This window comes from Thermoanaerobacter sp. CM-CNRG TB177 (assembly GCF_018588165.1).
Classification (GTDB): Bacteria; Bacillota; Thermoanaerobacteria; order Thermoanaerobacterales; family Thermoanaerobacteraceae; genus Thermoanaerobacter; species Thermoanaerobacter thermocopriae.
The window spans coordinates 17,405-27,118 of the sequence record NZ_JAFCAC010000083.1 but is presented as its reverse complement, the minus strand read 5'-3'; the positions used below and the strand labels follow the sequence as shown (position 1 = coordinate 27,118).

Below are 9,714 nucleotides of genomic sequence, written 5' to 3'. Positions count from 1 at the left end.
TTTTAATGTTTTAGGGAAAGGAGTATAGATAATGTCTAAAAAGCAGATATTTAAAATTAGCCTGATTTTGATTTTGGGATTATCGATTTTTTTATGCATTTATACCACCTGGGAATATAGCAATAATATAATATCGCATCAAAAGGCTACTGAACATTTTATGCCGCCTATGGACAGCAGAAGTCAAATGGACAAAAATCAATTTCCGAATTTAAATCCAATGCAACCTGTACATCCTCAAGGCAGGAAAATGTCCAACATGAACATCAGTTCTATTTTTAAATACACTCTACCAATTGGCATATATTCAATGATTTTCCTATTTCTTTTTATTACTTTTTACTACTTTTTCATACATAAAAATACCAAGGTTAGACTAGATAATGAGATGAGAGTAGTAATTATTTTGCTTTGCATAGGTTTATTTTTCCGCATTTCATTAACAACATTAATAGAAGGTCATCCGGGTGACATAAACCTTTTTAAAAGTTGGGCAACATCTGCAGCAAATGACCTATTTAAATTTTATAAAAATACAACTTCCTGCGATTATCCTCCATTTTATATTTACATCCTTTTTCTTATTGGTAAAGTTGTGAGCATTCTGGCCTTAGAAAATTATTATACAATATTGTTAAAATTGCCTTCAATAATAGCTGATATTGTTACAGCCTTTCTTATTTATAAATTGGCTAAAAAACATCTTTCTCCAACAATTGCTATTTTTACGTCTACATTTTATGCGTTTAACCCAGCAGTTTTTACCAATTCAGCAATATGGGGACAAGTAGATTCCTTCTTTACTTTACTGGTTGTAGTGGCACTGCTTTTTTTATCACAAAAAAAATATGTACTATCTTCTACCGCGTTTACAGGGGCTGTACTAATGAAACCACAAGGAATAGTTTTCTTGCCAGTGCTTTTTTTCGAGTTAATAAGGGAAAAAAATCTCAAGACTTATATAAAAGTAATACTTTCTGCTTTAGTGACAGCTGTAGTTATTATTCTTCCATTTTCTTTAAATGGAGATGTGTTGTGGATTTTTAGATTATTTTTAAGTACCATATCAGAATATCCTTACGCTTCTGTTAACGCGTTTAACTTTTTCGGCTTACTTGGTGCGAATTATGTGAAAGATACTTCTGTCCTTTTTATATTCAATTATCATACTTGGGGAATGACTTTTATAGTTACAATTACCCTCCTTTCGTGGTTTATTTATGCTAAAGCAAACAGCAATTTATATGTTTTTGCTATAGCTGTTGTACAGATAGCAGGGGTGTTTACTTTTTCTACTAGCATGCATGAAAGATATTTGTTTCCAGCAATTGCTTTAGCAGTGTTAGCTTTTGTATATCTTAAAGACAAAAGATTTCTGGTATTGGCGGGTGGGTTTACTGCTACTGTCTTTGTAAATACCTATTACGTCTTGCTTCAAACATTAAAGGGCATAAATAACATACCATATAATTTTTTGCTGGTAGTTATTTCGCTTTTGAACATAGCATTGTTCATTTATCTTATCAAAATTTTGCTGGATAGCACCATTAAAAATAAAACCCCTGCGACAACTGTCAATGATATAATCCCATAAACTTCACATATTTATTTGATACTAATATGACAATTACTAAGTATGCTTTAGAATATAAAGTTAACTCTTTTAAAAATTTGAAATATCATTTGGAATGACAAGTTAAGAGGTGAATTTTAATGTTGGAATATTTATATAGTCAAAATTCGATGGTACCACGTATAGTCATTACTCAAAATGACAAAAAGACTAAATTGAAGGCTTTTTTAGATCTATTTAGCATTTTTGTAAATAGAGAGTAGGTAGGAGACAAAGTATTTACAACTAATTAAGGAGGTATTCAAGATAATGAGTAAAACCGTCTATTCTGTGGTAGTGCCTGTCTACAATGAAGAATTGGTGATTGAAGAAAGTTATAAAAGAATAAAATCTGTCATGGACTCAACTAATGAAAGCTACGAAATTATTTTTGTAAATGATGGAAGCAAAGATAGGACAAGAAGTAAGGCAGAACAAATATGCAATAGAGACGAAAATGTAAAACTTATAAATTTTTCCCGCAATTTTGGACACCAAGCTGCAATAACAGCGGGAATGAAGTTGTCATCAGGAGATGCTGTTATTGTAATTGATGCGGATTTGCAAGATCCTCCAGAAGTAATGATTGAAATGATAAAAAAGTGGAAAGAAGGCTATGATGTAGTATATGGCAAAAGAGTCAAAAGAGAAGGGGAATCCTTTTTTAAGAAGTTTACAGCGAAAGCATTTTATAGATTATTAAAATTTATGACAAATATTGATATACCCGTGGATGCAGGTGACTTTAGACTTATAGATCGCAAAGTGTGCAATGTGTTATCGTCGCTTCCAGAAAGGAATAGATATATAAGGGGACTTGTTAGCTGGGCTGGTTTTAAGCAGACAGCTGTGGAATTTATACGACAAGAGAGATTTGCTGGAGAAAGCAAGTATCCTTTAAAAAAGATGATAAAATTAGCTATTGACGGAATAACTTCATTTTCCTACAAACCTTTGACTTTTGCTAGTCTTGTGGGAGGAATAGCAACACTAGTTGGCATAATTTCGACGATAGTAATCTTTCTGAAAAATATAATTAGCGATGAAGAAATATTAAGTTTAGGGTTTATTTTAGCAGTTAATATTGCTATGTTTGGATTGATATTAGGGTGGATTGGCATAATGGGAGAGTATATAGGAAGGATTATGGATGAAAGTAGGGGCAGGCCCCTATATATAATTGAAAGTATATTAAATTACAAGGAGATACCAGAGGAATATGGAAAGAATATCTGAACTGATAGATTACATTTATAATGGAAAATTAAAACATATAAGTCGCTTTGGAACAGTAGGAATAACCAATACTTTAATAGATTTTTTCGTGTTTACCGTATTCTACAAAATAATTGGAGTGAATTACGTTTTTAGTCAAGCTATAGGATATAGTTGTGGAGTGATAAACAGCTTTGTATTAAATAGAAAGTGGACTTTTGAAGTAAAAAATGCTAATAGTAAGATATTTTGGGAATTTGTAAAGTTTCTAGTATCGAATTTAATTTCTCTTGTGATTACAATGTTAACTATTGATTATTTAGTCAAAAATCTGCAATTAAATGTGTATATATCTAAAATAATTGTTACCCTTATAGCCCAAGTGATAAACTTTCTTTTATATAAGTTATGGGTATTTAGTTAGGAGGAATTACTGGTGAGGAAGATAAAAATTTCGAAGGAGATGTGTACATTATTACTAATTTTAACTTTGTCGACAGTATTAAATTTTACTAATTTAAGTATAGAAGGATATGGAAACAAGTATTATGCTGCTGCTGTAAAAAGCATGACCATGAGCTTAAAAAATTTTTTCTTTGTGTCTTTTGATCCGGCTGGGTTTGTATCAGTTGACAAACCGCCGTTAGGTTTTTGGATTCAGGCAATTTCTGCCAAAATATTTGGTTTCAGGGGATGGAGCTTAATTTTTCCTCAAGCCTTTGCCGGGGTTATTTCAGTAGCCTTGATATATGTTATCGTAAAAAAAAGTTTTGGCGGCACAGCAGGGCTCATTGCGGCTTTATCCCTCGCAGTAACGCCTGTTTTTGTAGCAGATAGCAGAAATAATACGATAGATAACTTGCTTGTTTTAACCTTGCTTTTAGCTTCTTTGTTTTTGCTTAAAGCCGCGGAAAAAGGTAAGTTGAGATATCTTCTTTTAAGCTTTGCCTTAGTCGGCATTGGCTTTAATATAAAAATGTTGCAGGCATATATGATCATTCCAGCTTTGTATTTTACGTATATTATTTCTTCTGCAGTACCTATTAAAAAAAGGATGTCCCAGTTGGCTATTGCTACAGTCGTTTTACTTTTAATTTCTTTGTCGTGGGCGATAATTGTGGACCTAGTACCTAAAGAGGATAGACCTTACGTAGGAAGCAGCACCAACAATACAGTAATGGAACTCATAATAGGCCATAACGGCCTTGAAAGGCTAGGAATTGGAAATAGCGGTTTTCCAAGCGGTGCGAACCGCATAAGAATTTCTGATAGGCAGGGTCAGCCTCCAATTAATGATAGAGATAGCAATTTTGCTCCTATTCCTCAAATACCAAACCAATATGGGCAAGATATGTTTGGCAAACAATTTGACGGATACAATCCGCCGCAGAATAATTTCGGCCTGGATGGTCAAAACAACATGATGCCACCAGCCAATAAGGGAAGAAATATACAGCAACGTGCAGGAGGAATGGGCGGAACTTTTGGAGGCCAAGAAAAAGCTAGCATAACCAGGCTATTTTCCAACAATAGCCTTTCTGATCAGATAATATGGCTATTCCCTATTGCAATATTTGGATTTATATCAGCCTCTATAAACACAAAATTAAAAAGGCCTTTTGATAATAAAGAAAAATTATCATTGATATTTTGGATTTCATGGCTATTGCCGGTTTTCCTGTATTTTAGCTATTCAACAGGTTTATTCCATCCATATTATTTAACCATGCTTGCACCACCAATTGTAGCACTTGTTGGCATTGGTCTTGTGTCAATGTGGCAATCTTATAAAACAGGTGGATGGACTTCATGGATTTTACCTGTTGCCCTCATTATAAACGGCTTAGTTCAGATTTTAATATTGTCGTATCATTATAATATGTCGAATATTCCTAAGATAATAATGATAGTATTGTCTGTTTTATGCTTTGCCTCAGCAGCTATACTTATTATTTTAAATTTAGTAAAAAGTAAAAACATGAAGCTAAGGAAGGTGCTGGTTGTTGCTGCTTTTGCAGGCCTTTTAGTAGCTCCTACAATTTGGTCAGCGACTACCATATTTTATCCAATGTCAGGGACTTTCCCATCAGCCGGTTTAGACCTTGCCTACAATAGAGAGGGTAGAAATCTTGACTCTACTACTGTTGATAATTCTAATGAGAAATTAATAAGTTTCTTACAAAAGAACAAAGGAAATGCAAAATATTTGCTTGTTGTTGCTTCAGCGCAGGATGCAGAAGACATAATAATTAAAACTGGTGAACCTGTAATGGCACTGGGAGGCTTTTCTGGTACTGACAATATACTGACTTTAGACCAATTTAAGCAGTTAGTCAAAAAAGGTGAAGTAAGATATGTACTAGTAAATGGAAGAGGAAATGGTTCAAACAGTGAAATAATGAATTGGGTTCAACAAAATGGCAAGGTTGTTTCGAAAAGTGAGTGGAGTGATACCAATACGACGTATAATCAGCAAAATCAAGTAGAAAATAATGTAAATTCAAATTTAGGCAATCCTAATATTGGCGGTTTTAATGATAGAAGTTTTGGGCAACTGTACGATCTAAAGGGGGTTAACATTAACGATTGATATATTCTGAAATGGCTATAATAATGTAGCCATTTCAGACTGCAGACAAAGCCCAAGGAATTCCGTATAATAAAAGGGATTCCTTGATTTAATGAAACAATTCCAACGCCAACGGCTTCCAGAAAAAATAAAAGTTCCTGAAAGTGCTTTTTATGTGATATAATATGAAGAAAAGATTTAATAGGAGGAGCACTTAAAAAGTGACAAGAGTAGATTTATCTCTTAAAAGAAATGGTCATAAAAAAGCTGTGGCTTTTTACACTTTAGGCTGTAAGGTAAATCAATATGAGACAGAAGTCATGGCTGAGCTTTTTAAAAAAGCTGGTTATGAAGTAGTTGATTTTGACGAAAAAGCGGATGTTTATGTAATAAACACTTGTACTGTAACAAATAGAAGTGATATGAAGTCAAGGCAGGAGATACGAAAAGCTAGAAAGAAAAATCCTAATGCGGTGGTAGTAGCTGTTGGCTGCTATGTACAAGTAAGTCCAAAAGACGTTTTTTCTCTTCCGGAAGTGGATATAGCGATTGGTACCAAAAATAAAGACAAAATAGTGGAATTAGTAGAAGAATTTACACAAAAACATCAAAAGTTGAGTGTGGTAAATAATATAATGACTCAAAAAGAATATGAAGAGTTTGAGGTGACAGCCTATACAGAAAGGACAAGGGCATATGTAAAGATTCAAGACGGCTGCAATCAATACTGTACTTACTGTATAATTCCTTACGCTAGGGGACCTGTAAGAAGTAGAGAGCCTGAAAAAATATTAGAGGAAGTAAAAAGGTTTGCTGATTCAGGGTATAAAGAAATTGTACTTACTGGTATACACATAGCTTCCTATGGCAAGGATTTAAAAAATATTGGGCTTTTGGACATTATAAAGAGAATTCATGAAATAGATGGCATAAAACGGATAAGACTGAGTTCTATTGAGCCTGTCTTTTTAACGGAAGAATTTGTAAAAGAAATAGCTAAGTTGCCTAAGATGTGTAGGCATTATCATGTATCCCTTCAAAGTGGGTGTGATGAAACCTTAAAAAGAATGGGAAGAAGGTATACTACAAAGGAGTATAAAAGTGTAATTGATAGGTTGAGAAAATACATCAAGGATGTGGCGATAACTACAGATGTGATGGTGGGATTTCCTGGGGAGACTGAAGAGGAGTTTCTCGAGACTTACAAATTTGTGGAAGAGATTTGCTTTAGTAAAATGCATGTTTTTAAATATTCAAGGAGAAAAGGTACAAGAGCTTATAGCTTCCCAAATCAAGTGGCAAATCATATAAAAGAAGATAGGAGTAAAAAGCTTATAGAATTGTCTAAGAGGTGTGAATATAAATTTATGGAGAGTTTTATAGGGAAAACTTTGGAAGTCCTTTTTGAACAACCTGTTAAGAATATGAAGGGTTACGTAGAAGGCTTGACTGATAATTATTTAAGTGTAGCTGTCAAAGGGGATATAAAGTTACTTAGAAATGAGATTTATCCAGTAAAAATAAAGGAAAGAAAAGATAATTTCTTAATTGGAGAAATTGAAGGAATTTAACCAGACGTGTAGAATATAAGAAAAGGAGGTGATAAGATGTCAGATTGTATTTTTTGTAAAATTATAAATAAAGAGATATCTTCCAATATAGTTTATGAAGATAATTTAGTAGTAGCTTTTCGTGACATTAACCCCCAGGCACCTGTACATATCCTCATTGTGCCAAAAGAACATATACCTACATTGTTAGATTTAAATGAAAATAACAAACATGTAGTATCTCATGCCTATATGGTAGCAAAAGAATTGGCAAAAAGTGAGGGTATTGACGAAAAAGGTTATAGAATTGTATCAAACTGTGGAAATGACGGAGGACAAACAGTATATCATATACATTTTCATCTTTTAGGCGGTAGATTTATGACTTGGCCACCAGGTTAATCATTGACACATTATGGGTTTAGGAGTATAATAAAATGAGAATTTTAAGCAATACATCGCAGCAAAATACGCAGCTTAGTTTGAGCAGTTTATCTGGAGGGAGGGAGAGTAGTGGCTGAAGTAAGAGTCGGCGAAAACGAATCCTTGGACAATGCTCTGAGAAGATTTAGGCGTCAATGTTCCAAAGCAGGCGTTTTATCAGAGCTTCGCAAAAGAGAGCATTACGAGAGTACCAGTGTAAAACGTAAAAAGAAATCTGAAGCAGCAAGAAAAAGAAAATACAAATATAATAAATAAAGGAAGTGCTTGCCATGACCCTAAAAGAGCGAATATACAAAGACATGGTAGAAGCTATGAAAAAGAAAGATAATTTTAAAAAGAATATTTTAAGCATGGTAAGAGCTGCCATTCTCCAAGTTGAAAAAGATACTCAAAAAGAATTGGATGACCAAGGGGTAATTAATGTAATTTCTAAGGAGATAAAACAAAGAAAAGAAGTATTGCCGGATTACGAAAAAAGTGGAAGGCAAGACTTAGTAGATAAAGCCAGAAAAGAAATTGAGATTATGCTTTCTTATTTACCGAAGCAGCTATCCGAAGAGGAAATAGAGGAAATAGTGAAAAAAGTTATAGAAGAAACGGATGCTAAAACCAAAAGCGATATAGGAAAAGTAATGGGAAAAGTAATGCCAATGGTAAAAGGGAGAGCAGATGGCAACCTCGTAAAAGAGATAGTAAATAAATATTTACAGTAAACAAAGGACTTGATACCATCAGGTGTCAAGTCCTTTAGTAATTTTATCCTCCATACCAGAGAACTGTCGCCTATTAAAAAGGGAGAGAATTTTTTTAATTTATTTCTCATAAAATTTTAAAAGAAGGGAGGCTACGCTATGAGAGATGGGATAAAAAACGAACTTGTAAATGCAATAGACTTTCCAAAAGAGGTACTGCTTAATCTCCCTAAAGTAACTTTGATAGGTAAAAACCATATTACCATAGAAAACCACAAGGGAATTATTGAGTATATTCCTGAAAGGATTAGGGTGAATACGACAATTGGAGTCATTAGGATATTAGGTAAAAAAATGATAGTGAATTCTATAATGACAGAGGTCATAACTATTAGCGGGGAAATAACAAATATAGAAATATTGGTATAGGAGGAGTATTTTTGATTGCAATAAAATTATGGAATTTTATAAAAGGATATGTTATTATTAAAATTGAAGGTTTGTCAATTGAAAAATTTTTAAATCTTATAATGGTAAATGATGTCTATATTTGGGATATTGAGCGGAAAAATTATACAACTGTAGTTGCAAAAGTAAGTTTAAAAGGCTTTAAGGAAATAGTGTCTTTTGCGAAAAAAACTAACTGTCGTGTTTCAGTGATTTCTAAAAGAGGATTGCCCTTTGTAATTTCGCGATTAAAAAGAAGAAAATCATTGGTTTTTGGGGCGGTAGTTTCTATTATACTGATTTATGTATTTTCTACTTTTATATGGGAAATTAATATAGAGACCGTCAACAATGTAAATGAAAAAATGGTTTTAGAAAAGCTTTCACACTTAGGGTTGAAGCCAGGGGTTTCTAAATTTGCTATAGATGTCAATAAAATAGAGACCGAATTTTTATTACAGAACAATGATATATCCTGGGTAGGAATAAATATAAAGGGTACTAATGCTTTTGTAAAAGTTGTAGGTAAAACAAAACCTCAAGAAGTATTGTCAAAAGATGAACCTTGCAATATAATAGCTAAAAAAGATGGTATAATTTATAAGATGACGGTTTTAGAAGGGGAAGCGATAAAAAAAGTTGGAGATACAGTAAAAGCGGGAGATATAATTGTTACAGGTATAATTGAAAAGCCAGGACTAGAGACAAGATTTGTGCATGCTGATGGTCAAATTATTGCAAGGACATGGTATGAAGTTTATGCTGACGCAGAACTCAAAAAAGAAGTCTTTGAAAGGACAAACAACAAGATAACCGTTACAAAAATAATATTTGGCAATAATACTATAACTATATCCCCTAAAAAGGTAGACTTTAAGAATTTTGAAAAAGAGGAAAAAGAGATAATATCAAAAGGTTTTCCAATTAGAATAATAAAAGAAGTGTATTACGAAACTAAGCCTAAAACTATTGTTTTATCTAAAGAGGAAGCAAAAAATGTCGCTTTTGAAAAAGCATTAAAGGAGTTGGAGAAAGTTTTAGGACCTCAAAGTAAAATACTAAACAAAAAAGAAAGTTATGTGATTATACAGGATAAAATATTAAGGGCCAATATTACTGTAGAAGTTTTAGAGGATATAGGAATGAAAGAAAAAATTTCTTATATAGGAGGGGAAAACTGACTAA

General features: G+C 33.0%; 11 protein-coding genes. All 11 read left to right on the top strand.

Annotated features, from left to right (window positions below):
* Positions 1-31: 31 nt before the first annotated feature.
* The 11 genes from I4N53_RS10290 (at position 32) to yqfD (ending at position 9,710) form a co-directional block, all read left to right on the top strand.
* Entirely contained in the window at positions 32-1,594 is a 1,563-nt protein-coding gene (locus I4N53_RS10290) for a glycosyltransferase family 39 protein (protein WP_214496174.1), read from the top strand.
* A gap of 119 nt (positions 1,595-1,713) precedes the next feature.
* Positions 1,714-1,836, top strand: a complete 123-nt coding sequence (locus tag I4N53_RS12495) for a hypothetical protein (RefSeq protein WP_013150163.1) — start codon at positions 1,714-1,716, stop codon at positions 1,834-1,836.
* A gap of 43 nt (positions 1,837-1,879) precedes the next feature.
* Entirely contained in the window at positions 1,880-2,848 is a 969-nt protein-coding gene (locus tag I4N53_RS10285) for a glycosyltransferase family 2 protein (RefSeq protein ID WP_342897090.1), read from the top strand.
* The gene (locus I4N53_RS10280) at positions 2,832-3,251 is read left to right on the top strand and encodes a GtrA family protein (RefSeq protein ID WP_009052241.1); all 420 of its coding nucleotides are present in this window, start codon (positions 2,832-2,834) and stop codon (positions 3,249-3,251) included. Before I4N53_RS10285 ends, I4N53_RS10280 begins: the two co-directional genes overlap by 17 nt.
* 12 nt (positions 3,252-3,263) lie before the next feature.
* Complete coding sequence (locus tag I4N53_RS10275; protein WP_009052242.1) at positions 3,264-5,417, top strand: glycosyltransferase family 39 protein; 2,154 nt, start codon at positions 3,264-3,266, stop codon at positions 5,415-5,417.
* A 200-nt stretch (positions 5,418-5,617) separates the two neighbouring features.
* A complete protein-coding gene (gene mtaB, locus I4N53_RS10270) occupies positions 5,618-6,967 on the top strand; it encodes a tRNA (N(6)-L-threonylcarbamoyladenosine(37)-C(2))-methylthiotransferase MtaB (protein WP_013150167.1) in 1,350 nt (449 codons plus the stop codon).
* Between the two features lie 36 nt (positions 6,968-7,003).
* Positions 7,004-7,348 carry a histidine triad nucleotide-binding protein gene (locus tag I4N53_RS10265; protein WP_012994994.1) on the top strand — a complete coding sequence of 115 codons (345 nt, stop codon included), beginning with the start codon at positions 7,004-7,006 and terminating at the stop codon, positions 7,346-7,348.
* Between the two features lie 111 nt (positions 7,349-7,459).
* Complete coding sequence (rpsU, locus tag I4N53_RS10260) at positions 7,460-7,645, top strand: 30S ribosomal protein S21 (RefSeq protein ID WP_214496172.1); 186 nt, start codon at positions 7,460-7,462, stop codon at positions 7,643-7,645.
* A 14-nt stretch (positions 7,646-7,659) separates the two neighbouring features.
* Positions 7,660-8,103, top strand: a complete 444-nt coding sequence (locus I4N53_RS10255) for a GatB/YqeY domain-containing protein (RefSeq protein WP_214496171.1) — start codon at positions 7,660-7,662, stop codon at positions 8,101-8,103.
* Between the two features lie 138 nt (positions 8,104-8,241).
* Complete coding sequence (gene yqfC / locus I4N53_RS10250) at positions 8,242-8,511, top strand: sporulation protein YqfC (protein ID WP_214496170.1); 270 nt, start codon at positions 8,242-8,244, stop codon at positions 8,509-8,511.
* Between the two features lie 11 nt (positions 8,512-8,522).
* Entirely contained in the window at positions 8,523-9,710 is a 1,188-nt protein-coding gene (gene yqfD, locus I4N53_RS10245; RefSeq protein WP_214496169.1) for a sporulation protein YqfD, read from the top strand.
* Positions 9,711-9,714 lie beyond the last annotated feature (4 nt).